General features: G+C 58.4%; 24 protein-coding genes. 16 read left to right on the top strand and 8 right to left on the bottom strand.

The window, feature by feature from the left end; translation table 11 throughout:
* Positions 1–33: 33 nt before the first annotated feature.
* Positions 34–405 (bottom strand): hypothetical protein, encoded by a 372-nt coding sequence (locus tag AWM69_RS18085; RefSeq protein ID WP_218727824.1) that lies wholly within the window; start codon positions 403–405, stop codon positions 34–36.
* Positions 406–635: 230 nt separating this feature from the next.
* Here AWM69_RS18085 and AWM69_RS18080 point away from each other — a divergent pair, with 230 nt between their 5' ends.
* Both AWM69_RS18080 and AWM69_RS18075 read left to right on the top strand, forming a co-directional pair.
* Positions 636–1,934 carry a serine/threonine protein kinase gene (locus AWM69_RS18080; RefSeq protein ID WP_131653183.1) on the top strand — a complete coding sequence of 433 codons (1,299 nt, stop codon included), beginning with the start codon at positions 636–638 and terminating at the stop codon, positions 1,932–1,934.
* Positions 1,927–2,715, top strand: a complete 789-nt coding sequence (locus tag AWM69_RS18075; protein WP_131653184.1) for a VacJ family lipoprotein — start codon at positions 1,927–1,929, stop codon at positions 2,713–2,715. The genes AWM69_RS18080 and AWM69_RS18075 overlap by 8 nt, the downstream gene beginning before the upstream one ends.
* A 36-nt stretch (positions 2,716–2,751) precedes the next feature.
* Here AWM69_RS18075 and AWM69_RS18070 read toward each other — a convergent pair whose 3' ends face one another.
* Both AWM69_RS18070 and AWM69_RS18065 read right to left on the bottom strand, forming a co-directional pair.
* Entirely contained in the window at positions 2,752–3,900 is a 1,149-nt protein-coding gene (locus AWM69_RS18070) for a patatin-like phospholipase family protein (RefSeq protein WP_218727822.1), read from the bottom strand.
* A 15-nt stretch (positions 3,901–3,915) separates the two neighbouring features.
* On the bottom strand, positions 3,916–4,848 hold the full coding sequence (locus tag AWM69_RS18065) for a lipid A biosynthesis lauroyl acyltransferase (protein ID WP_131653188.1): 933 nt from the start codon (positions 4,846–4,848) through the stop codon (positions 3,916–3,918).
* Between the two features lie 119 nt (positions 4,849–4,967).
* Here AWM69_RS18065 and minC point away from each other — a divergent pair, with 119 nt between their 5' ends.
* The 7 genes from minC (at position 4,968) to AWM69_RS18030 (ending at position 11,788) form a co-directional block, all read left to right on the top strand.
* Positions 4,968–5,702, top strand: a complete 735-nt coding sequence (minC, locus tag AWM69_RS18060; RefSeq protein WP_131653190.1) for a septum site-determining protein MinC — start codon at positions 4,968–4,970, stop codon at positions 5,700–5,702.
* A 199-nt stretch (positions 5,703–5,901) separates the two neighbouring features.
* On the top strand, positions 5,902–6,714 hold the full coding sequence (gene minD, locus AWM69_RS18055; protein WP_131653191.1) for a septum site-determining protein MinD: 813 nt from the start codon (positions 5,902–5,904) through the stop codon (positions 6,712–6,714).
* 3 nt (positions 6,715–6,717) lie between these two features.
* Positions 6,718–6,972: a cell division topological specificity factor MinE gene (minE, locus tag AWM69_RS18050; RefSeq protein WP_048382438.1), complete on the top strand. Its 255-nt coding sequence runs from the start codon at positions 6,718–6,720 to the stop codon at positions 6,970–6,972.
* Between the two features lie 90 nt (positions 6,973–7,062).
* Positions 7,063–7,698, top strand: a complete 636-nt coding sequence (locus AWM69_RS18045) for an RluA family pseudouridine synthase (protein ID WP_048382437.1) — start codon at positions 7,063–7,065, stop codon at positions 7,696–7,698.
* Positions 7,699–7,895: 197 nt separating this feature from the next.
* The gene (locus tag AWM69_RS18040) at positions 7,896–9,185 is read left to right on the top strand and encodes a M18 family aminopeptidase (RefSeq protein ID WP_218727820.1); all 1,290 of its coding nucleotides are present in this window, start codon (positions 7,896–7,898) and stop codon (positions 9,183–9,185) included.
* A gap of 145 nt (positions 9,186–9,330) precedes the next feature.
* Entirely contained in the window at positions 9,331–9,513 is a 183-nt protein-coding gene (locus tag AWM69_RS18035; protein ID WP_048382435.1) for a hypothetical protein, read from the top strand.
* Between the two features lie 118 nt (positions 9,514–9,631).
* Complete coding sequence (locus AWM69_RS18030) at positions 9,632–11,788, top strand: mechanosensitive ion channel domain-containing protein (RefSeq protein ID WP_131653193.1); 2,157 nt, start codon at positions 9,632–9,634, stop codon at positions 11,786–11,788.
* Positions 11,789–11,919: 131 nt separating this feature from the next.
* Here AWM69_RS18030 and AWM69_RS18025 read toward each other — a convergent pair whose 3' ends face one another.
* Positions 11,920–12,639, bottom strand: coding sequence for a UTRA domain-containing protein (locus AWM69_RS18025; RefSeq protein ID WP_218727843.1), 720 nt, complete (start codon positions 12,637–12,639; stop codon positions 11,920–11,922).
* Positions 12,640–12,985: 346 nt separating this feature from the next.
* Here AWM69_RS18025 and AWM69_RS18020 point away from each other — a divergent pair, with 346 nt between their 5' ends.
* The 6 genes from AWM69_RS18020 (at position 12,986) to AWM69_RS17995 (ending at position 18,255) form a co-directional block, all read left to right on the top strand.
* A complete protein-coding gene (locus AWM69_RS18020) occupies positions 12,986–14,053 on the top strand; it encodes an ABC transporter substrate-binding protein (RefSeq protein ID WP_131653194.1) in 1,068 nt (355 codons plus the stop codon).
* Positions 14,054–14,145: 92 nt separating this feature from the next.
* Entirely contained in the window at positions 14,146–14,961 is an 816-nt protein-coding gene (locus tag AWM69_RS18015) for an alkaline phosphatase family protein (RefSeq protein WP_218727818.1), read from the top strand.
* A complete protein-coding gene (locus AWM69_RS18010) occupies positions 14,958–15,794 on the top strand; it encodes an ABC transporter permease subunit (protein ID WP_048382431.1) in 837 nt (278 codons plus the stop codon). The genes AWM69_RS18015 and AWM69_RS18010 overlap by 4 nt, the downstream gene beginning before the upstream one ends.
* Positions 15,781–16,581: an ABC transporter permease gene (locus tag AWM69_RS18005; RefSeq protein WP_218727816.1), complete on the top strand. Its 801-nt coding sequence runs from the start codon at positions 15,781–15,783 to the stop codon at positions 16,579–16,581. Before AWM69_RS18010 ends, AWM69_RS18005 begins: the two co-directional genes overlap by 14 nt.
* A complete protein-coding gene (locus tag AWM69_RS18000; protein ID WP_218727814.1) occupies positions 16,578–17,567 on the top strand; it encodes an ABC transporter ATP-binding protein in 990 nt (329 codons plus the stop codon). Before AWM69_RS18005 ends, AWM69_RS18000 begins: the two co-directional genes overlap by 4 nt.
* Before the next feature lie 34 nt (positions 17,568–17,601).
* A complete protein-coding gene (locus tag AWM69_RS17995) occupies positions 17,602–18,255 on the top strand; it encodes an HAD family phosphatase (protein ID WP_218727813.1) in 654 nt (217 codons plus the stop codon).
* A 291-nt stretch (positions 18,256–18,546) separates the two neighbouring features.
* Here the strand turns inward: AWM69_RS17995 and AWM69_RS17990 are convergent, their stop codons facing one another.
* Positions 18,547–19,509 (bottom strand): NAD(P)H-quinone oxidoreductase, encoded by a 963-nt coding sequence (locus tag AWM69_RS17990; RefSeq protein ID WP_131653198.1) that lies wholly within the window; start codon positions 19,507–19,509, stop codon positions 18,547–18,549.
* 138 nt (positions 19,510–19,647) lie between these two features.
* On the opposite strand from AWM69_RS17990, the gene AWM69_RS17985 reads away from it, so the two are divergent.
* Positions 19,648–21,729 carry a carboxy terminal-processing peptidase gene (locus AWM69_RS17985; protein ID WP_218727812.1) on the top strand — a complete coding sequence of 694 codons (2,082 nt, stop codon included), beginning with the start codon at positions 19,648–19,650 and terminating at the stop codon, positions 21,727–21,729.
* A 114-nt stretch (positions 21,730–21,843) separates the two neighbouring features.
* Here the strand turns inward: AWM69_RS17985 and AWM69_RS17980 are convergent, their stop codons facing one another.
* The 3 genes from AWM69_RS17980 to AWM69_RS17970 are packed head-to-tail and all read right to left on the bottom strand — an operon-like array spanning position 21,844 to position 23,014.
* Positions 21,844–22,299, bottom strand: a complete 456-nt coding sequence (locus AWM69_RS17980) for a tetratricopeptide repeat protein (RefSeq protein ID WP_218727811.1) — start codon at positions 22,297–22,299, stop codon at positions 21,844–21,846.
* On the bottom strand, positions 22,299–22,667 hold the full coding sequence (locus AWM69_RS17975; RefSeq protein WP_131653201.1) for a hypothetical protein: 369 nt from the start codon (positions 22,665–22,667) through the stop codon (positions 22,299–22,301). The genes AWM69_RS17980 and AWM69_RS17975 overlap by 1 nt, the downstream gene beginning before the upstream one ends.
* The gene (locus tag AWM69_RS17970) at positions 22,664–23,014 is read right to left on the bottom strand and encodes a helix-turn-helix transcriptional regulator (protein ID WP_131653202.1); all 351 of its coding nucleotides are present in this window, start codon (positions 23,012–23,014) and stop codon (positions 22,664–22,666) included. The genes AWM69_RS17975 and AWM69_RS17970 overlap by 4 nt, the downstream gene beginning before the upstream one ends.
* Positions 23,015–23,269 lie beyond the last annotated feature (255 nt).

The following is a 23,269-nucleotide window of genomic DNA, read 5'->3' as shown; positions in this document are numbered from 1 at the left end:
TGGCCGCAGGCTGTGATCAGGCCTGAAGCCCCCTCAAGGACGAGACATACGTGCCCGAACCAGTCTCAGCCCGGCAATGACCACGGCAAAAACCGCCAGGCTGGCGTTATACAACACCAGTGCAGGCAGCCCGAACAACAGGGCCAGCACTGCCAGTCCGCTGCCGAGCCGACCTGGCACTACGATTGCGAGCACCGCCACCGTCAGCGCCGCCCAACCCATCACCCTGAAATGTATCAGCCACCCCAGGCTCGCACGCAGCTGACATTCCCACCGGGCAGCCTCCGCCACACACGTCCCCACCCATTGCGGATCCTCCATAAAGCCATAGCGCAGGCCATAACTGGCAGCCAGCCATACGGGCAGAGCGATAAGCAGCAAGACAAATGGCATACGAAAACGCATAGATACTCCGATAGGCAAAAGCGGCGCCCAGCTTAATCGCCCTCATTGGGTATGCAAGCCTTGCAATCAGATATCTGTTCACTAAAGTCATTCAACGTGTATCGTCTGGTAGTTTTTGCCTGTCTGCGACTCTTGGGGGATTTATTTAGTGCCTTCGCACGGCACTTCGACGGTAGCCCTGTGGTCATAGCCTGCGAATCTTCTCCGCACCTTTTCTTGGGAAAGTCGTCATGCTTCGTTCTCTACCCCTCGCTGCCTTATTGGCCGGCCTAATATTGAGTGCGTCAGCACAGGCGGTCGATATCGACCCCGCCACCTATGGCTACCCCATTACCAACCCGTTCGAGGCTACGATTGCCACGACGCCACCGGAGATGCGCCCTCTACTGCCCCACGAAGAGGACATCAACCAGTCGGATTACAGCCTTAGCCTGCGACCAGAACGTGAGTTCACGCTGCCGGCCAACTTCTGGGCCGTGAAAAAACTGACCTACCGCATGGCCAAGCAAGACCACCCAGCGCCCTTGATGTTCCTGATTGCCGGTACGGGTGCCGCCTATGACAGCAGCCTCAACGAGTACCTGAAAAAACTCTTCTACCAAGAGGGTTATCACGTTGTGCAGCTGTCATCGCCCACCAGCTATGACTTCATGAGCGCTGCCTCGCGCCTGGCCACTCCGGGCATCAGCCAGTACGACGCCGAAGACCTGTATCACGTCATGCAAGCCATACGCGCTCAGCAAGCCGATGTGCCAGTCACCGACTATTACCTGAGCGGCTACAGCCTGGGCGCTCTGAATGCTGCGTTTGTCAGCCACCTGGACGAAACCCGCAAATCGTTCAACTTCAAAAAAGTATTGATGCTCAACCCCCCGGTCAATCTCTACACCTCGATCAGCAATCTCGACAAGCTGGTCCAGACCGAGGTCAAGGGCATCGACAACAACACCACCTTTTACCAACTGGTACTGGGCAAGCTGACCCGCTTCTTCCAGCAAAAAGGCCATATCGACCTGAATGCGGCGCTGGTCTACGACTTGCAGAGTTCCAAGGAACGGTTGACCAACGAACAGATGGCGATGCTGATCGGCACCATGTTCCGCTTCTCGTCGGCCGATATCGTGTTCACCTCGGACCTGATCAACCGCCGGGGCCTGATCACCCCACTGAATTACCCGATTACCGAAGGCACCAGCCTGACGCCGTTCCTTAAGCGTTCGTTGCAGTGCGACTTTGACTGCTACCTGACCGAGCAGGTCATCCCCATGTGGCGTGCCCGAACCGATGGCGGGGGGTTGTTGCAGTTGATTGACCAGGTCAGCCTCTACGCGCTCAAGGACTACATGCAGAACAGCCCGAAGATTGCCGTGATGCACAACGCCGACGACATTATTCTCGGCCCCGGCGACCTGGGTTTTCTGCGCAAAACCTTTGGCGACCGTCTGACGGTTTACCCCTATGGCGGCCACTGCGGCAATCTTAACTATCGCGTAAACGCTGACGCTATGCTGGAGTTCTTCCGTGGCTAAACGACTATTGCTTCTCGCCGCGCTACTCGGTGCAAGTTTCGCCCAAGCGGACAACAGCAAAGCGCATATCGAGCGCACAGAAGACATCGACGGCTTCACTCAGCCGCTGAAATTGCTGAAGTTCAATCCGGGTCTTGACCAGCGCGAGTTCGAGCGCGCCACCATGAACGCGCTCAACGTGTATGACCCGCTGGAATCGATCAACCGCAGGATCTACCACTTCAACTACCGCTTCGATCAGTGGGTCTTCCTGCCGGTGGTCGACGGTTACCGCTATGTCACCCCCAGCTTTCTACGCACCGGGGTGAGTAACTTCTTCAACAACCTGGGCGATGTACCCAACCTGTTCAACAGCTTGCTGCAGCTCAAGGGCCAGCGCTCGCTGGAGACCACCGGCCGCTTGTTGCTGAACACAACGCTGGGGGTCGCAGGACTGTGGGACCCGGCCACGGCCATGGGCCTTCCCCGCCAGAGCGAAGACTTCGGACAAACCCTGGGGTTTTATGGTGTACCGGGCGGCGCGTACCTGATGCTGCCGATTCTCGGCCCTTCCAACCTGCGTGACACCACCGGGCGGCTGGTCGACTATGGCGCCGAACAGCAGATCAACTTCCTCAATGTGGCTCACGAAAGCACCCGTCATCCGGAAATCTGGGTGCTGGGCGCGGTAGACAAACGCTATACCACCAGCTTCCGCTACGGCCAGTTCGACTCGCCATTCGAATATGACAAGCTGCGCTATATCTACACCGAAGCCCGCAAGTTGCAGATCGCCGAATAGTCACGCGTCATCCGGGCTGCGCTGCGCGCAGCCCGTTCAATCTGTCTGCAAAAAACGACAAAGCGCTTCGCGCTTGGCCATGGCATCACGTCGACCCAGCGCGATCAGTTCCTGACAATAACCCGATTCAAACAACAAATAGCTCAACACACCGGCGCCGCTGGTTTTTGTGGCACCCGGCCCGCGTAAAAACATGCGCAGGGCTGAAGGCAGCTCGTGACGATGACGGGCGGCAATTTCATCGATAGGCTGGCTCGGGGCAATCACCAGTACCTCAATCGGCGCCAATCCCAGGCTATGGGGCTGCGCAGGCAACAAACTGCTGAAGTGGTTAAGACGCTCCAGCAACTCGATATCGCTTTCGAGACTGTCAATGAACGTACTGTTGAGCATGTGCCCGCCAATTTGGGCCAGGGTCGGTTGTTGCGCACTGTACTGACGTTGCTGGCCGCCCTGCATATCCGGGCCTCGCGGGTTGCCGCTCACGCCAACCACCAGCACCCGGGTTGCCCCCAAATGCAACGCAGGGCTGATGGGCGCTGACTGACGCAACGCACCATCGCCAAAATACTCTTCGCCAATCTTGATCGGCGCAAACAGTAGCGGGATCGCCGAGCTTGCCAGCAGGTGCTCCACAGTCAACATCGTGGACAAGCCAATCCGCCGATGCCTTAGCCAGCCATCGATCGCGCCCTTGCCCTGGTAAAAAGTCACCGCCTGTCCGGAAGAGTAACCAAACGCAGTCACGGCAATCGCACGCAACTGCTGTTCGGCAATGGCCTGCTGTATGCCCGAGAAGTTGATTTTTTCATCGAGCAAATCGCGCAAGGGTGAACTGTTGAGCAGTGCCACCGGCACATCGGCGCCAACCCCCAGCAGGCTGTGACCGACGAATCGGCTGGCCTGGTGAATCACTCCCGGCCAATCGCTGCGCAGGACGCGATGACTCTCGAATCCTTGCCAGAATGCGGTCAGGTGCTCGACAGCCCGGGCGAAATCCAGTGCGCCACTGGCCAGGCTGACCGCATTGATTGCCCCCGCCGAGGTCCCGACAATCACCGGGAACGGGTTGGCAGCACCACCAGGCAGCAGTTCTGCGATGGCTGCCAATACCCCCACCTGATAAGCAGCCCGCGCACCGCCACCTGAAAGAATCAGCCCCGTGACCGGCGCGCCCGTGCTCACGGATGACGCCCTTGGTCAGCGACGCTTGTCGTAGAGCTTTGGCTCGCCCGGCGGGCGGGTCTTGAAGCGGCGATGGGCCCACAAGTATTGCTCGGGACACTCACGCACCGCTCGCTCGACCCAGTGATTGATTCGCAGGCAATCAGCCTCATCGCTTTCTCCGGGAAAGTCCTTCAGGGGAGGATGAATGATCAGTTTGTAACCACTGCCATCGGCCAGCCGTTGTTGAGTAAAGGGCACAACCTGCGCCTTGCCCAGTTTGGCGAATTTGCTGGTCGCGGTGACGGTCGCCGCCTGGATGCCGAATAGCGGCACGAAAATGCTTTGCTTGGCGCCGTAATCCTGGTCGGGCGCATACCAGATCGCCCGCCCGGAACGCAGTAACTTGAGCATCCCGCGCACGTCATCACGCTCCACTGCCAGCGAGTCGACATTGTGTCGCTCACGGCCCCGACGCTGGATGAAGTCGAACAGCGGGTTCTTGTGCTCACGGTACATGCCATCGATCGTGTGCTTCTGACCCAGGAGCGCCGCGCCGATTTCCAGCGTGGTGAAGTGAAACGCCATCAGGATCACGCCCTTGCCATCCAGCTGAGCCTGCTTGAGGTGTTCCAGCCCTTCGACATGGGCCAGCCTGGCCAGCCGCGGCCTGGACCACCACCAACTCATGGCCATTTCAAAGAACGCGATACCCGTGGACGCAAAATTGTCCTTGAGCAAGCGCTTGCGTTCAGCGGCGGTTTTTTCCGGGAAGCACAATTCGAGGTTACGGGCAGCAATACGTCGACGGTCCCCCGCTACCCGGTACATCAGCGCGCCCAGCCCGCGACCGATGCACAGCTGGGTTTTATAAGGTAATTGAACGACCAGCCATAGCAGCCCCAACCCTGACCAGAGCGGCCAAAAGCGCGGATGAAAAAAAGCAGCTCGAAAACGCGGGCGATCCATGAGTGATTCCGGACAGACAGATGGCCGGGCATTCTACATCGTTAGACCCCGCTTGCGGCCCGCCAGCGTTCTCGTTATAAGTCTCAGCACTTTAAGTGACAAGCTGTGTTAAACAAACCATGAGCCCAACCGAATCGCTAGACCAAGCCCCTGTGTTCCAGTTAAAGGGCAGTATGCTCGCCATTACGGTGCTGGAACTGGCACACAACAATCTTGAAGCCCTTGATCGCCAACTGGCTGCCAAAGTGGCACAAGCACCGAATTTTTTCAGCAACACCCCGCTGGTACTGGCACTGGACAAGTTGCCCGCCAGCGAAGGTGCAATCGATCTGCCGGCCTTGATGCGCGTGTGCCGCCAACATGGCCTGCGTACCCTGGCCATTCGCGCCAGCCGTATCGAAGATATCGCCGCCGCCATCGCCATCGACCTGCCTGTGCTGCCACCCTCCGGTGCACGTGAGCGGCCGATCGAGCCTGTCGAGGCCGCGCCCAAAAAACCTGAAAAACCGGCCGAGCCCGTGATCAGGCCAACCAAGATCATTACCAGCCCGGTACGCGGTGGCCAGACGATATACGCCGAAGGTTGCGACCTGGTGGTCGTCGCTTCAGTGAGTCCCGGTGCGGAACTTATGGCCGATGGAAACATCCATGTGTACGGGCCTATGCGCGGTCGAGCGCTGGCTGGCCATAAAGGCAATGCCAAAGCGCGCATTTTTTGTCAGCAACTGAGCGCCGAGCTGGTGTCCATTGCCGGCAAGTACAAGGTCAGTGAAGACCTGCGCCGTGATCCCTTGTGGGGAGCAGGTGTTCAAATCAGTCTGTCAAGCGACATGTTGAACATCACCCGTCTTTAACGGATACTCTCGCCATTTTCCAACCATCTCAAAATCGTAGAGAAAACAGATTAAACCTTGTAGGAAGTCAGCAAGCAGGAAGCGCCTACGTCATGTAGACCGACCCGAAACGATGGCCCGCCAAGACTGTTGACCTGCAGTCGTTACAGAGATGTTATTCAGGGGCTAAAAAGTCCTTTTTCCTTAGGGGTGAAACACCTTGGCCAAGATTCTAGTGGTTACATCCGGCAAGGGTGGTGTGGGTAAGACCACCACCAGCGCCGCTATCGGTACCGGCCTCGCTCTGCGCGGCCACAAAACAGTGATCGTCGACTTCGACGTTGGCTTGCGTAACCTGGACTTGATCATGGGTTGCGAACGCCGCGTGGTGTACGACTTCGTCAACGTGGTCAATGGCGAAGCCAACCTGCAGCAGGCCCTGATCAAAGACAAGCGTCTGGAAAACCTCTACGTACTGGCTGCCAGCCAGACACGTGACAAGGAAGCCCTGACCAAGGAAGGCGTCGAAAAAGTTCTGATGGAACTTAAAGAAACCTTCGAATTCGTGGTCTGCGACTCCCCGGCGGGTATCGAAACCGGCGCTCACCTGGCCATGTACTTCGCCGATGAAGCGATTGTCGTGACCAACCCTGAAGTGTCTTCGGTACGTGACTCCGACCGCATGCTTGGCCTGCTGGCCAGCAAGTCGCGTCGTGCCGAACTGGGCGAAGAGCCGATCCGCGAGCACTTGCTGCTGACCCGCTACAACCCCGAGCGCGTGAGCAAGGGCGAGATGCTGGGCGTAGAAGACGTTAAAGAGATTCTGGCCGTAGCCCTGCTGGGCGTGATTCCGGAATCCCAGGCGGTACTCAAGGCATCCAACCAGGGCGTGCCCGTGATCCTTGATGATCAGAGCGACGCCGGTCAGGCCTACAGCGATGCGGTTGATCGCTTGCTGGGCAAAACCGTGGAACATCGTTTCCTCGATGTGACGAAGAAGGGATTCTTCGAGCGCCTGTTTGGAGGCAACTAAGCAATGAATATTTTTGACTTCTTTCGTGCCAACAAAAAGACCACTACCGCGTCGGTCGCGAAAGAGCGTCTACAGATTATCGTGGCGCACGAACGCGGCCAACGCACCAGTCCTGACTACCTGCCAGCCCTGCAAAAAGAGCTGGTCGAAGTGATCCGCAAATACGTCAACATCGAGTCAGATCAAGTACAGGTTGCTCTGGAAAACCAGGGCAGCTGCTCGATTCTGGAACTCAATATCACACTGCCTGATCGCTGATCGATCCGGCTGACACCACGGCGGCTTGGGCGCCTTCTCTGCGGAGGAGGTTCCCACGTCGCCGTTGGCGTTTGTTAAGAGGCTGTTTTAATGCCGTTGTCGAATATCCACATCATCCATCAGGACGCAGGCGTTCTGGTCGTCAACAAACCGACGTTGCTGCTTTCGGTGCCGGGCCGGGCCGAAGACAACAAGGATTGCCTGATCACTCGCCTGCAAGAAAACGGCTATCCCGAAGCGCGCATCGTCCATCGCCTGGACTGGGAGACGTCCGGAATCATTCTGCTGGCCCGGGATGCGGATACCCATCGTGAATTGTCGCGCCAGTTTCACGACCGCGAAACTGAAAAAGCCTACACCGCACTGGCCTGGGGTCAGCCTGAACTCGACAGCGGCACCATTGACCTGCCCTTGCGTTACGACCCGCCCACCAAGCCTCGGCATGTGGTCGATCACGAGTTTGGTAAAAACGCATTGACGTTCTGGAAAGTTCTGGAGCGCTGTGGCGACTACTGCCGGGTTGAGCTGACGCCCATTACCGGACGCTCGCACCAGTTGCGCGTGCACATGCTGTCTATCGGTCATCCACTGTTGGGTGACGGGCTTTACGCTCACCCACAGGCCCTCGCCGCCTGGCCGCGTCTGTGCCTGCATGCCAGCATGCTCAGCTTCACCCACCCGCAGACCGGCGAGCGCCTGCGCTTCGAGTGTCCGGCACCGTTTTAAACCGCCGCCGGCCGCGGCCTTAGTAACCTCCCAGATCCGTAGCCGCTGACGAGCGGAGCAAGGCTGCGTCCGGATCATCAAGCGCCTTGGCCGCTTGATGACCCGCCTTCTGCAGCGGCTACGGATCAAAAGATCGCAGCCTGCCAGCTCCTGAGGGAAATGCGTTAAACTCGCGGCCTTGCTGTCTGGAGTAACTTATGCGCGAAGAGTTGAACCAAGGCCTGATCGACTTTCTGAAGGCCTCCCCTACCCCCTTTCATGCCACTGCCAGTCTTGTTCAACGTCTGGAGGCTGCAGGTTTTCAGCGCCTCGACGAACGCGAAACATGGTTCACCGAAGCCAATGGCCGTTATTACGTCACCCGTAATGACTCTTCCATCGTTGCTTTCAAGCTGGGTCGTCACTCTGCGCTGCAGGGCGGCATCCGCATGGTCGGTGCTCATACAGACAGCCCCTGCCTGCGGGTCAAGCCACAACCCGAATTGCAACGTCAGGGTTTCTGGCAGTTGGGTGTCGAAGTCTACGGCGGCGCCTTGCTGGCCCCCTGGTTCGACCGCGACCTGTCGCTCGCCGGGCGTGTCACCTTTCGCCGCGATGGCCAGGTTGAAAGCCAACTGATCGATTTCAGGGCGCCGATTGCGACCATCCCCAATCTGGCGATCCACCTCAATCGCACCGCCAACGAAGGCTGGGCGATCAATCCACAGACCGAACTGCCGCCAATCCTGGCTCAGGTCGCCGGCGATGAGCGCGTGGATTTCCGCGCCCTGCTCACCGACCAACTGGCGCGCGAGCACGGCCTGAACGCTGACGTCGTGCTCGATTACGAGCTGAGTTTCTACGACACTCAAAGCGCTGCAGTCATCGGCCTCAATGGCGACTTCATCGCCGGCGCGCGCCTCGATAACCTGTTGTCGTGTTACGCCGGCCTGCAAGCGCTGCTCAATACCGAGACCGAAGAAACCTGCCTGTTCGTGGCCAACGATCACGAAGAAGTCGGTTCGTGCTCGGCGTGTGGCGCGGACGGTCCGATGCTCGAACAAATCCTCCAGCGCCTGCTGCCTGAGGGTGACGAGTACGTGCGCACCATTCAAAAGTCGCTGCTGGTATCAGCCGATAACGCTCATGGCGTGCACCCCAACTATGCCGACAAGCACGACGCCAACCACGGCCCGAAACTCAATGCCGGGCCGGTGATCAAGGTCAACAGCAACCAGCGTTACGCCACCAACAGCGAAACGGCCGGTTTCTTCCGGCACCTGTGCATGGCCGAAGAAGTGCCGGTACAGAGCTTTGTCGTGCGCAGCGACATGGGCTGCGGATCAACCATCGGCCCGATCACCGCCAGCCACTTGGGTGTGCGCACCGTGGACATCGGCTTGCCGACATTCGCCATGCATTCGATTCGCGAACTGGCCGGCAGCCATGACCTGGCGCACCTGGTCAAAGTATTAAGCGCGTTCTACGCCAGCCAGCAATTGCCATAACGACGCCTGACCCCGCTGCCGCAACACGTGGCAGCGGGGCTCCTGCAACAGAAATGACCGCCCCTGGCATTTTTTGACCCGCATCACTCCCCCTCTGCACAAAGCCGCCTAGACTTACAGCATTCATTCCTTCAGGTTCATAACCATGATTGAGCTGTCTGCGTTCCACTCCATGATGATTCCCATTGTCTGCGGCATGTTGTTGCTGACCATAGGCTTCAACTTTCGCGAACGCCCTAGCGGTATCGGCGTGCTGATGATCTGGTGTGGGATGCTGCTGATTTTTGGCACCATCATCTTCAAAATCCTGGCCAAACTGAACGAATAGCACCCAGCTTTTTTTGCACCTGCCCTGCGATCATTCATTTTTGTGTGACAAAAAATGAATGATCGCAGGGCCTAGCGTACACTCGGCCAAATCCGTATTTCTCGAGGTTGATCGCCTAGTGTTCCTTCGTCTGTTCGCACTGCCCTCTTACCTGCTTATTTGCTTGCTGGCCCTGCTGCCCCTGGCGTCAACTCAGGCCGCGGGCTTACCGGGCTTGCTTGGCAGCTCGACAACTCAGGCGCAACCGACCGAACCGTTAGGGCAGTCGCTGGACGAGGTGATCAAGAATCTTGAGAACGATCAGCAACGCAGCAAGTTATTGGCTGATCTGAAGAAGCTGCGCGACGCGACCAAACAGGCGCAACCCGAAGCCGAAATCGGCGTTCTGGGGCTGATTGGCAGCACCCTTGGTGACCTCGAAAAACAATTTTCGGGCGCTGACAGTCCAACCTATCGCTGGTCCCGGGAAATTGAACAGGCCAAGGATGAACTCGTCGCCTTGATGCTGCCGGCGAGCCAATGGCTGCCGATCATTTTTGCCTTTGCACTGATTATCATGGTGTGGAGCCTGCTGGCCGCGCTGCTGATTTGGGTCAGCCATCGGGTACGCCTGCGCTTTGGCCTCAGCGAAGAATTGCCACAACACCCCAAAGCCGTCGACATGTTGCGTTTTGCCTTGCGCAAGCTGGGCCCCTGGCTGGTGGCGCTGGTAATCACCGTGTACATGAGCTATGCCTTGCCGTCGTCGCTGGGCAAAGACCTGGCGATGGTGCTCGCGTATGCACTGGTGATCGGCACCTGTTTCTCTGCCACGTGCGTGATTCTCTTCTCTTTGCTTGACGGCCCGCACCGCCACCATGCCCTGCATATTCTTCGGCATCAGGCCTTTCGCCCGCTGTGGTGGATCGGCAGTTTTGCGGCCTTTGGCGAGGCGCTGAGCGATCCGAGACTGGTCGCCACACTCGGCGTGCACCTGGCCCATACCGCCGCCACCTTTGCCAATGTCATGGCGGCATTGTCCACCGGGCTGTTCATCATTCGCTTTCGACGCCCGATCGCCCACCTGATCCGCAACCAGCCGCTGTCCCGGCGCCTGACCCGACGCGCCTTGAGTGACAGCATCGAGCTCATCGGTACTTACTGGTACGTGGCGGCATTGATTCTGGTAGGCGTCTCACTGGTCGCGACATTCATCTCGGCAGGCGATACCAGCACGGCGTTGCGCCAGTCGCTGATCTGTACTGTGCTGGTGGTGTTATGCATGGTGATCAACGGCCTGGTGCGCCGGCATGCGCAAAAGCCGCAGCGCGGACACAAGCGCCATGCTCTGTATTCCGATCGTTTGAAGAGCTTCGTCTACACCCTCGTCCACTTAATGGTCTGGCTCGTGTTTATCGAACTCGGGCTGCGGGTATGGGGCATGTCGTTGATCAGCTTCACCGAGGGCGACGGCCACGAGATCAGTGTCAAACTGTTCAGCCTCGGCGGGACGCTGCTCTTTGCCTGGCTGATCTGGATTCTGTCCGACACCGCCGTGCACCACGCCCTGACCCGCTCGCGCAAAGGCCTGGCCAATGCCCGCGCGCAAACCATGATGCCGCTGATCCGCAACATACTGTTTGTGGCGATCTTCATCATTGCCCTGATCGTCGCCCTGGCAAACATGGGCATGAACGTAACGCCTCTGCTGGCCGGTGCGGGCGTCATCGGTCTGGCCATTGGTTTCGGTGCACAATCACTGGTTGCCGATCTGATTACCGGCCTGTTCATCATCATCGAAGACTCCCTGGCCATCGACGACTACGTGGATGTCGGCGGCCATCTGGGGACAGTAGAAGGCCTGACCATTCGGACCGTGCGCCTGCGGGACATCGATGGCATCGTGCACACCATCCCGTTCAGCGAGATCAAAAGCATCAAGAACTACTCCCGTGAGTTCGGTTACGCGATCTTCCGGGTAGCGATCCCCTACAACATGGAAATAGACGACGCGATCAAGTTGATGCGTGATGTCGGCCAAAAAATGCGCACCGATCCGCTGCAACGTCGCAACATCTGGTCACCGCTGGAGATTCAGGGCGTGGAGAGTTTTGAGTCGGGCAGTGCGATTCTCCGTGCGCGCTTCAAGACGGCACCGATCAAACAATGGGAAGTGTCCCGCGCCTTCAACCTGTCGCTGAAGCGGCATCTGGATGAAGCCGGCCTGGACCTCGCCACCCCGCGCCTGAGCGTGCAGGTGGTGACCACCAGCGGCGGGATATTGCAGAAGGATTGAGCGCAAGCTAAAAAGCGTGGTGTAGCCGCTGCCAAAGGCTGCGAAAAGGGCCGAAGGACCTTCAGTATCGGCCCACTGCGCACAATCCATCGCAGCCTTCGGCAGCGGCTACAAGGTGATTGCGCGCCGTTTCAACGCTCCAGCACATCGGCTCCGACGTGAATCGCATCATGTCGCCAGTATTCCAGGTCGCAGTCGATCAGCCGCTGGTGCTGGTCATAATTGACCCGGGCAATTCTCAGGCCCGGGCTCCCGGCCGATACTTTCAGGGCCGCTGCCGCTTCCAGGGGCAAGGCCGTGGGGACGATCTCGAAACGCACCCGCCCGTACTGCACATCGTAATGCCGTGCATACAACTCGGTGATCGACTGCGTTAAATCGAACTGCAAGATCTGCGGGAAGTATTGCGGATTCAAGTAGTGCTCGACGTACAGCACCAGTCGCCCGTCAATTCTGCGCCCGCGACAAATCTGGATCACGCTGGACAATGCAGGCAACTGCAACCGCTCACACACCACCGCCGAAGCCGGCTGCAAACGCGCCGATATCACTTCGGTGGTGGGCACCCGGCCTTGGGCGCTGACCATGGCGTGAAAGTGGCTGCGCTGCATCAGGTTGTAGGCCAGGCGCGGAGGTGAAACAAACCAGCCACGCCGCTCCTCACGGTAAACCAGGCCTTGGGATTCAAGCTGCAGCAGGGCCTCGCGCACGGTCACCCGGGTGGTGGCAAACAACTCGCTCAGCTTGCGCTCTGCAGGCAGCTGTCGCCCGTACGCCAGCAAGCCGTGTTCAATCTGCTCTTGAAGCGTGCGACTGATCGCTGTAACCGCCTTGGGTGCACCTTCTCGCATCATCGTTACCTATCTGGACTAGGCCAACCTGCAAAGCACGCAGGATGAACCTGCAAACCGTCATTCTCTGAGGTCGCCAGCCTAGGCAGAACACATGACTGTTGGATGACAGCGCCTCCTCCCCAAACCCCTCATAAAACGCCAGACCCCTTGCCCGGCGGGGGCTGCGCAATGGTCTACGCTTACTCGCAATGAGCACATTGGCCTGTGACAGGTCCATCACAGGCGACACCGACATTAAAGTGTCATCCATCCGGCTTAAATTGGCTCAGGTATTGCTGACCTAGACCAACACCCTGCAGAAAATAAATAAAACCCAGCGTTGAAAACGACCAAGGAGCTACGGATGAAACAGTTTTTCCTGGCATCACTGTTAGGTTCAAGCATCGCCCTGTGCACCACTGCCATGGCAGCCGATGTCGATTTGAAAACCCTTGAAGCCGCAGCGCGGGCAGAAGGCGCAGTCAACAGCGTCGGCATGCCGGACGATTGGGCCAACTGGAAAGCCACGTGGGCAGACTTGAACAAACTGTATGGCCTCGCACACATCGACACCGACATGAGTTCGGCACAGGAAGTGGCCAAGTTTGCAGCTGAAAAAGACAACGCCAGCGCCGATATCGGCGACGTCGGCGCAGCCTTCGGCCCGATTGCCGTGGCCAAGGGTGTGACTCAACCTTATAAACCCACGACCTGGGATCAGATCCCGGAGTGGGCCAAGGACAAAGACGGTAACTGGGCGCTGGCCTATACCGGCACCATCGCCTTCATCATCAACAAAAAACTGCTGCACGGCTCCGAGGCCCCTACCAAGTGGGCTGACCTGGCCACCGGTAAATACAAGGTCTCCATCGGTGACGTAAGTACCGCTGCACAGGCCACCAACGGCGTGCTGGCCGCTGCGATCGCCAAGGGCGGCAGCGAAACCAACATTCAACCCGCCCTGTTGATGTTCGCTGACATCGCCAAGCAAGGGCGTTTATCCCTGGCCAACCCGACCATCGCCACTATGGAAAAGGGTGAAGTCGAAGTGGGCGTGGTCTGGGATTTCAATGGCCTGAGCTATCGCAACAAAATGGTCAACCCGGACGACTATGTAGTGCTGATCCCTTCCGACGGTTCGGTGATTTCGGGTTACACCACCATTATCAATAAATACGCCAAGCATCCTAACGCCGCCAAACTGACCCGCGAATTCATCTTCAGCGATGCCGGGCAAACCAATCTGGCGCGGGGCAATGCACGTCCGATTCGGGCCGAACACCTGAAGCTGCCTGAAGACGTGCAAAAACAACTGCTGCCCAACGAGCAATACAAGAACGTGACTCCGATCAAGGACGCGGCTGCCTGGGAAAAAACCTCCAAGGCCTTGCCACAGCTGTGGCAGGAAGAAGTCATTATCAATATGCAGTAACTGACTGGCCAACACCTGTAGCCACGTGCCGCAACCTGCGGCAGTGGCTGCAGAGTGCTGCCCGGCTACCTGTGCCAACGGAGTCGCTGTACATGAAACACACCGTTATTCTGGTCGTGCTCGACGGGTTGAACTACACCGTCGCCCGCCACGCCATGGGCCATCTACAGGCTTATGTCGGGGCCGGACGCGCCGCGCTGTATCAACTCACCTGTGAATTGCCCGCGCTCTCGAGGCCCCTTTACGAGTGCATCCTCACCGGCGTGCCCCCCATTGAAAGCGGCATCGTGCACAACAACATCGCTCGCCTGTCCAACCAGCGCAGCGTGTTCCATTACGCACGCGACAGCGGGCTGAGTACCGCTGCTGCGGCCTATCACTGGGTCAGCGAACTGTACAATCGCTCACCCTTTGTCATCCCCCGCGACCGTCACACCCGGGCCGCCGATTTACCGATACAGAACGGGCATTTCTACTGGAGCGATCATTACCCCGACTCCCACCTGTTCGCTGACGCCGAAAGCCTGCGCCTGGCGCATGCACCGGATTTTATGCTGGTCCACCCCATGAACATCGACGATGCCGGGCACAAGCACGGCCTCGACACGGCGCAGTACCGCAACAGCGCACGTTCGGCCGACATCATTCTGGCGGACTATCTGCAAGGTTGGCTCGATGCCGGGTATCAAGTCCTGGTTACAGCCGATCACGGGATGAACAACGACCGATCCCACAACGGCCTGCTGCCGGAAGAACGCGAAGTCCCGCTCTTTGTATTGGGCGATGCCTTCAGCCTCGACCCGCAAGCCACGCCACGGCAAACGGAGCTGTGCGGCACGATTTGCGAGCTGCTGGGCGTTGCTCACGACAAGCCGGTATGCCGGGACTTGTTGAGACCTGCGTCATGAGCCGGGGTAAATGGCTGGCGCTGTTATGCCTTGTGCCCTTCGCCGTTTTTTTCATCGTGTTTCAGATCGCCCCCTTGGTCTGGGTGCTTATCCACAGCGTGCAATCGGAAGACAGTGGCTGGGGACTGGCCAATTTCAGCAAGATATTCAGCTCGAAATTCTATTTGCAGGCCATCCGGCACAGCCTGGAGATCAGCTTTTGGTCCAGCCTGTTTGGCATCGTGATCGCCGTACTCGGCAGTTATTCGCTGCGCAAGGTGGACTCGCGGCTGCGCAACTTCGTCAACGCATTCGCCAACATGACCAGCAACTTTTCCGGTGTGCCGCTGGCGTTCGCCTTTATCATTTTGCTGGGTTTCAACGGCAGTATCACGATCATGCTCAAACAGGCGGGGATCATCGAGGATTTCAACCTCTACTCCAAAACCGGCCTGATCATTTTGTACACCTACTTCCAGATCCCGCTCGGAGTGTTGCTGCTCTATCCGGCCTTCGATGCCTTGCGTGAAGACTGGCGCGAGTCGGCTTCATTGCTCGGTGCCAGCAGTTGGCAATTCTGGCGGCATATCGGGCTGCCGGTGTTGACTCCGGCGCTGCTCGGTACGTTTGTCATTCTGCTGGCCAATGCCCTCGGGGCCTATGCCACGGTGTACGCCCTGACCACGGGTAATTTCAACGTGCTGCCCATCCGCATTGCAGCGATGGTCTCGGGCGACATCAGCCTGGACCCCAACATGGCCAGCGCCCTGGCGGTGATTCTGGTCGGCTTGATGACCCTGGTCACGCTGGTGCATCAGTGGCTGCTTAAAAGGAGCTACCATGTCGCGCGCTGAATCTTCCCGGGCCAGCCTCTACCACCGCAGCGTGGTGTGGCTGCTGTTTATCATTTTGCTGCTGCCGCTGGCCGGCACCCTGATTTACTCCATTGCCAGCAGTTGGTCAGCGACCGTGCTACCCAGCGGATTCACCTTCAAGTGGTACAGCCAACTGTGGGGCGACCCGCGCTTTCTCGCTGCATTCGGTCAGTCGCTGCTGGTCTGTGTCGCGGCGCTGGTGCTGTCGGTGGTACTGATTTTGCCGTTGCTGTTCGTGGTGCATTACCACTTCCCCAAACTCGACGCGTTGATGAACATCCTTATCCTGCTGCCATTTGCCGTGCCGCCGGTGGTGTCATCGGTGGGCCTGCTGCAACTGTATGGCTCCGGTCCGCTGCAAATGGTGGGTACGCCGTGGATCCTGATCGGTTGCTACTTCACCGTGGCGCTGCCGTTCATGTACCGGGCCATCACCAACAACCTGCAAGCGATCAACTTGCGCGACCTGATGGATGCCGCCCAACTGCTGGGAGCCAGCACCTGGCAGGCGGCGTTCCTGGTGGTGCTGCCCAACCTGCGCAAAGGCTTGATGGTCGCGCTGCTGCTGTCGTTCTCCTTCCTGTTCGGCGAGTTTGTATTCGCCAACATTCTGGTCGGCACCCGCTACGAAACCTTGCAGGTGTTCTTGAACAACATGCGTAACAGCAGCGGCCATTTCACAAGTGCGCTGGTGATCTCCTATTTCCTCTTTGTATTGGTGCTGACCTGGGTTGCCACCTTCCTGAACAAGGACAAAAACCAATGAGTTTCGTCAGCGTCGAACACCTGCAAAAAAGCTATTCAGGCACTCCGGTATTCAGCGAAATCAACTGCAGCATCGCCAAAGGTGAATTCGTCACCCTGCTGGGCCCTTCCGGTTGCGGTAAATCCACACTGCTGCGCTGTATCGCCGGACTGACGCCGGTAGACGGCGGGAAAATCTTGCTGGATGGCCAGGATATCGTGCCGCTGAGTCCGCAAAAACGCGAGATTGGCATGGTGTTCCAGAGCTATGCCCTGTTCCCCAACATGACGGTTGAACAAAACGTGGCCTTCGGCCTGCGCATGCAGAAGGTCCGCGCCAACGACAGCCACAAGCGAGTGGCCGAGGTCCTGCAATTGGTGGAGTTGAACGACTTCGCCAAGCGTTACCCGCACCAGTTGTCAGGCGGCCAGTGTCAGCGTGTGGCCCTGGCACGCTCGCTGGTGACCCGACCGCGCCTGTTACTGCTGGATGAGCCGCTGTCGGCGCTGGATGCGCGTATTCGCAAACACTTGCGCGAACAAATTCGCAGCATTCAGCGAGAGCTGGGCCTGACCACGATTTTCGTCACCCACGATCAGGAAGAAGCCCTGACCATGAGCGACCGCATCTTCCTGATGAATCAGGGACGCATCGTACAAAGCGGCGACGCCCAGACCCTCTATGCCGCACCGGTGGATGCCTTTGCCGCAGGGTTTATCGGCAACTACAACCTGCTGGACGCCGAAACCGCCGGCCGGCTGCTGCAGCGTCCGGTCAGCAAACGTATAGCCATTCGCCCGGAAACCCTGGGGCTGAGCCTGCAAGGCGAGCCCGACACCGTTATTCGCGGCCACAGCCTGCTGGGGAATGTGATTCGCTACCGCGTAGAAGTTCGCGGTGTAAACCTGATTGTCGATGTACTCAACCGATCACCGGACGATCTGTACCCCGATGGTCAACGAGTCGCCTTGTCCATCGATTCGAACACCCTTTGTGAGGTAGCCTGATGCCCCTGAAATCATTGAAGAGAGAGTTGCGCTGATGGCCCTGGCAATTTTTGATCTGGACGAAACCCTGATTCATGGCGACTGCGCGACCTTGTGGAGCGAGCAAATGGGCCGCTTGGGATGGGTCGATGCGGTGCCGTTCATGCAGCGCAACAACGAACTGATGGACGCCTACAGCCAAGGCCGATTGAGGATGGAAGAGTACATGGCCTTCAGCCTTGAGCCGATGGCCGGCCGTACGCCCGAAGAGGTTGAGCACCTGGTCGGCCCCTGGGTTGAAGACTGCATCGAGCCGATCATCTTCAGCGATGCCTGCACCGCCATCGCCGCGCACCGCAAGGCTGGCGATCGCATTCTGGTGATTTCAGCGTCGGGCACTCACCTGGTAAAGCCCATTGCAGAACGACTGGGCATCGATGAAGTGCTGGGCATTGAGCTGGAGGTCAAGAATGGCGTGTACACCGGCAATACCGTAGGCACCCTGACCTACCGCGAGGGCAAGATCACCCGGCTGATGGAGTGGCTCGATGAGCATGAAGAGAACCTGGAAGGTGCCAGCTTTTACTCTGACTCGCGCAATGACTTGCCACTGCTGCTCAAGGTCGACCACCCTCACGTAGTCAACCCCGACCCGGTACTGCGCGAACACGCAGAAAAGGCGGGATGGCCGATTCATCACTGGAAATAACCGGCCTCGGCAGCTGCTACGCAATCCTGTAGCCGCTGCCGCAGGCTGCGACGGGTTGCGCAGCGACCCCCGGCTTGAAGGTCCTTCGGCCCTTTTCGCAGCCTTCGGCAGCGGCTACAAGGACATCCAAAACCCGTAACACGCCGTGACGCGTCCAATCGCTCGACCGCTGCCATGCAATCCTGTAGCCGCTGCCGCAGGCTGCGACGGGTTGCGCAGCGACCCCCGGCTGAAGGTCCTTCAGCCCTTTTCGCAGCCTTCGGCAGCGGCTACAGAGTTCCCGTACTGTTGTTAAACCAGGCTGCTGTCGATCACCAGCACCAGTTTGCCGGACACCTGATTACTGGCCAGTTCGGTAAAAGCCGCCTGGGCCTCTTCGATCGGGAAGGTTTTGGCCAGTTGCGGGCTGAGCCGGCGCTCGGTAAATAATGGCCACACCTGTTGCCCAAGGTCGCTGAGCAAGTCCGCCTTGAACTGGTCGTCACGACTGCGCAAAGTTGAACCCAACAGCTGGATGCGCTTGCCCAGCACCAACGCCAGATCCAGTTCGGCCTTGCGACCGCCCATCAAGCCGATCAATACCCAGCGCCCGTCGAGCGCCAATAACTTGAGGTTGGACTCGGCATAGTTGGCGCCGACCGGGTCCAGTACCACATCGAAAGGTCCCAGCGACTTTAAGCTGTCCAGCCCGTCGGTGCGCACAACCCCGCCCTGGGCGCCCAATGCCTGGCAATACTCAAGACGCTCCGATGAGCCCACGGTCACCCAGCAGGGACTTCCGAACGCCTTGCACAGCTGAATCGCCGCGGAACCCACGCCACTGGCACCGGCATGCAGCAGCACTTTTTCACCGGGCTTGAGGCCGGCCAGCTGGAACAGGTTCAGCCACGCGGTGCTGTACACCTCGGGCAGAGCCGCTGCTTCAAGCAGTGACAGGCCTTCAGGTACCGGCAGTGCGTGACGCGCATCTACCACCACTTCTTGCGCCATGCCGCCACCGGCCAGCAGGGCACAGACCCGATCACCGATTTTCCACGATGAACCCGGGCCCACTTCGCTGACCACCCCTGAACATTCCAGGCCCAATACCTGACTGGCGCCAGGGGGTGGCGGGTACAAGCCGGCACTTTGCAGCAGATCGGCCCGATTGAGTCCTGCCGCGGCCACACGAATCCGAATTTGTCCTACATCACAGGTGGGGCTTGGCTCTTCAACCCACTTCACTTGACCTTCAACGCCTTGCAATGCTTTCACAGTGCCTCCATAGTGAGTCTGGACTGAGCCCGGAGCTGTTGCGCCGGGTTTCTTGCATTATGCGGCCGGTTCTTACGGAACCGGCGACTTCAAAGACGGCCTAATATGCGTTATCAATTGCCCCCGCGTCGAATCAGCATGAAGCATTTATTCCCTAGCACCGCACTTGCCCTCTTCATTGGCCTCGGCGTTTTGCCGTTTTCGGCCAATACGTTCGCCGCTAACAGTTGGGATAACCTTCAGCCCGATCGTGATGAGGTGATTGCCAGTCTTAACGTCGTTGAGCTGCTCAAGCGCCATCATTACAGCAAGCCGCCACTGGATGACACCCGCTCTGCGATCATCTATGACAGCTACCTGAAGCTGCTCGATCCGTCGCGCAGTTACTTCCTGGCCAGCGATATTGCCGAATTCGACAAATGGAAAACCCAATTTGACGACTTCCTCAAAAGCGGCGATCTCAATCCAGGCTTCACGATCTACAAACGCTACCTGGACCGAGTCAAATCGCGCCTGGAGTTCACCCTGGCCGAACTGAACAAGGGTATCGACTCGTTCGACTTCACGGCCAAGGAAACCTTGCAGATCGACCGCAAGGATGCGCCGTGGCTGACCAGCGAAGCCGAACTCAATGACCTGTGGCGCAAACGCATCAAGGACGAAGTCCTGCGCCTGAAGATCGCGGGCAAAGAGCCGGCGAAGATTCAGGAGTTGCTGACCAAGCGCTACAAGAATCAACTGTCACGCCTCGACCAGACACGCAGCGAAGACATCTTCCAGGCGTACATCAACACGTTCGCCATGTCCTATGACCCGCACACGAACTATCTGTCGCCAGATAATGCGGAGAACTTCGACATCAACATGAGCCTGTCGCTGGAAGGCATCGGCGCCGTGTTGCAGAGCGATAACGACCAGGTGAAAGTGGTGCGGCTGGTGCCTGCCGGCCCGGCCGACAAAACCAAGCAGGTCGCACCGGCTGACAAGATCATCGGCGTAGCCCAGGGCGACAAGGAAATGGTCGACGTGATCGGCTGGCGCCTCGATGAAGTGGTCAAGCTGATTCGTGGCCCCAAAGGCTCGGTCGTGCGACTTGAAGTGATTCCGGCGAGCAACGCGCCGAACGACCAGACCAGCAAGGTGGTTTCCATCACCCGTGAAGCGGTGAAGCTCGAAGAACAGGCCGCGAAAAAATCGATCCTGAACCTCAAGCAAGATGGCAAGAACTACAAGTTGGGCGTGATTGAAATCCCGGCGTTCTACCTGGACTTCAAGGCCTACCGTGCTGGCGATCCTAACTACAAGAGCACGACCCGCGACGTCAAGAAACTGCTGACCGAGTTGCAGAAGGAAAAAGTCGATGGCGTGATTATCGACCTGCGCAACAATGGCGGCGGCTCGTTGCAGGAAGCCACCGAGCTGACCAGCCTGTTCATCGACAAGGGCCCTACGGTGCTCGTGCGTAACGCTGACGGTAAAGTCGACGTACTGGAAGACGAAAACCCGGGGGCATTCTACAAAGGCCCGATGGCGTTGCTGGTCAATCGCCTGTCAGCCTCGGCCTCGGAAATTTTCGCCGGCGCCATGCAGGACTACCATCGAGCTCTTATTGTCGGCGGTCAGACTTTCGGTAAAGGCACCGTGCAGACCATCCAGCCGCTGAACCATGGCGAGCTTAAACTGACACTGGCCAAGTTCTACCGGGTATCCGGTCAGAGCACCCAGCATCAGGGCGTGCTGCCTGACCTTGCGTTCCCGTCGATCATCGACACCAAGGAAATCGGTGAAAGCGCACTGCCTGAAGCGATGCCTTGGGACACCATTCGCCCGGCCATCAAGCCGGCGGTCGATCCCTTCAAGCCATTCATTGCCCAGCTTAAAGCTGAACATGAAGCGCGGGTGGCCAAGGATGCCGAGTTCACGTTTATTCGCGACAAACTGGCCCTGGCCGAGAAGTTGATGAACGAGAAGACGGTCAGCCTCAATGAGGCCGAGCGCCGCGCCCAGCATGCCGACATCGATGCCAAGCAACTGGCCATGGAGAACATCCGTCGCCAGGCCAAAGGCGAAGCACCGCTCAAGGAAATGAAGAAAGAAGACGAGGACGCCTTGCCGGTCGAGCCTGAAAAGACCAAGCCGGAAGACGATGCCTACCTGAGTGAAACCGGGCGGGTTCTGCTGGACTACCTGAAGCTCAACACTCAAGTGGCCAAGCAGTAAGGAGCCAAAGCTGCGGGTACACCTGTGTGCCTGCCGCTCAGCATCAAGGGAACGATGCAAAAAGGGCGGGCCGCACAAGCGGACCGCCCTTTTTTATTGGCGAATGAGTGACGACTAACGCATCCCGGACCGGTAACGCAGCGCCAGCTCCGGATCGGCAAGCACGCCCGGACCGCCCTGCTCATATAGCGCCACCAGCCGCGACGCCGCCAAAGGATGCCCGGCCTTGGCCGCTATCGTCCACCAGCGCACAGCCTCGGCTGCATCCGGTGCTTTAGAGGGCGAACCTGCCAGACTGAAAACACCCACCTGGTAGGCCGCCTTGCCATCGCCTCCCAGCGCCGCCAGACGCAATAAGCGCACGCCCTCCTCGCGTGCGCCCAAACCCTGGCCACGAAAGGCCAGGATGTGCCCATAGAAGCTTTGGGCGCGAACGTCCCCCAGATTGGCCATGCGTGCAAACTGGCCCTCCATCCACTGCCAGATACGCGGCTGCCGCACGCACCAGGACTGGTGAAACAACCGGCGCGCCAACCAGTAGCTCAATCGCGCTTTTAGCCGTAACAGCATCAGGCTTCTGCGTGCTCGTAAGTAAACTCAAATACTCGAACCACCTCAGACGCATGCCAAGAGGCGGCCGCCACCCCGTCCGGGGGGCCGGAGAAACGTCCAAGTCGTTCTACACACTCAAAGAAACCGGTACGTGGCAACCGGCTCGCGCCCTGGCTTATCACCAAGGAACTGCGCAACGGCTGTTCCGCCTTGGCATCCATACCGGCCAGATGCTCAAGTGCTGCCGTGAGCGTGAGCATGGCCGGGCTGGGCAATTGCAATCGCTCCAGCAACGCACGATAAGTCAGCAAGTGACGCTGTCGGCGCGCTTGTTCTAGTTCAGCCAACAACCCATCCCAGTGTTGACGACTGATACGTACATTCATGATGCTTCCCTCCAGCCAGCGACACCCAGCTCCCAGGCCAGGCTACGACGAATGGCGAGGTCAGGCAGACGTTCGCCGGTTTCGATCATTCCAAGATAAGAAGGGCTAATGCCTACCGTACGTGCCAGCACTTCAAGGGCCAGGCCCTTGCGTTCGCGCAAGCCACGTAATTGATCGAGCCCGGGCAGCGCCTGTTCAGGCGCAGGGGCAGGTACATCGGTGGGCGGGGCCACAACGGGCGCCGCCTGATCGCCCAGACCGGCTGCCTTGAGCAGTGCCTGATAGCTTTCCCATGAGAGAACCGCGTATTCGGGCTCTCCATTACGCTTGATAATTTGAAGATCCATTGTTAAACCCCGTCAGACTGATAGACAAATCGAGTCAGAACTTTCCTTAGAAGCTTAACCCTAACAGTAGACAAGATCTCGGGGGTTTTTAATCTGCAGCACAGTCTTCATGGAAAACGGAGATAAACAGCCAGGTTCCATGTGCCGAGCGGTAAATGTTATCCACACAAATTGTGGATAACCTTGTGAACAGAGCTGATTTTCATAGCTGAAAGGCCCGTCCCATAAGGGCTTCAGTCAGATCGGGCATTTTTT

Source organism: Pseudomonas sp. D1HM (assembly GCF_019266105.1).
Lineage (GTDB): Bacteria > Pseudomonadota > Gammaproteobacteria > Pseudomonadales > Pseudomonadaceae > Aquipseudomonas > Aquipseudomonas taetrolens.
Note: the sequence above shows the minus strand (reverse complement) of the source record. Positions and strands in the feature narration are given on the sequence as shown.